This is a genomic window from Mesorhizobium sp. M1A.F.Ca.ET.072.01.1.1 (assembly GCF_004023325.1).
In the GTDB taxonomy this organism is placed as follows: domain Bacteria; phylum Pseudomonadota; class Alphaproteobacteria; order Rhizobiales; family Rhizobiaceae; genus Mesorhizobium.
Window position 1 is genome coordinate 1 of the sequence record NZ_RZSF01000813.1, and the last position, 384, is coordinate 384.

The following is a 384-nucleotide window of genomic DNA, read 5'->3' on the forward strand; positions in this document are numbered from 1 at the left end:
ATATGGACCTTGTTCCCATCGGGATCACGCAGATAGGCGCCGAAATAACCATCGCCATAATGCGGGCGTGGGCCTGGACCACCTTCGTCGGTTCCACCATGAGCCAAACCGCCAGCATAGGCGTTGTTCACCGCCCCTTTCGATGGCGCGAGAAAGGCGACCATGCCACCATTGCCAGCCGTCGCCGCCTCGCCATTGAAGGGGCTATAGACGTAAAAACGCGGCAATGGGGCGTGCGTTGCCACCCAGCAAAGTGCCGCAGGTCCGCCATCGGGTGTGATGGTCCGGCGTATCAGGCCAAGCGGCGCGAGCACGGCATCATAGAAACGTCCCGCCCGCTGAAGATCATCCGTTCCGACGGTTACGTGGCTGAACATTTAAACC

General features: G+C 60.2%; 1 protein-coding gene. It reads right to left on the reverse strand.

The features are described 5' to 3' along the window. On the reverse strand, window positions 1–377 hold a 377-nt coding region (locus EOA32_RS38170), incomplete at its 3' end, for a VOC family protein (protein WP_145971555.1). Between the last annotated feature and the right edge of the window lie 7 nt (window positions 378–384).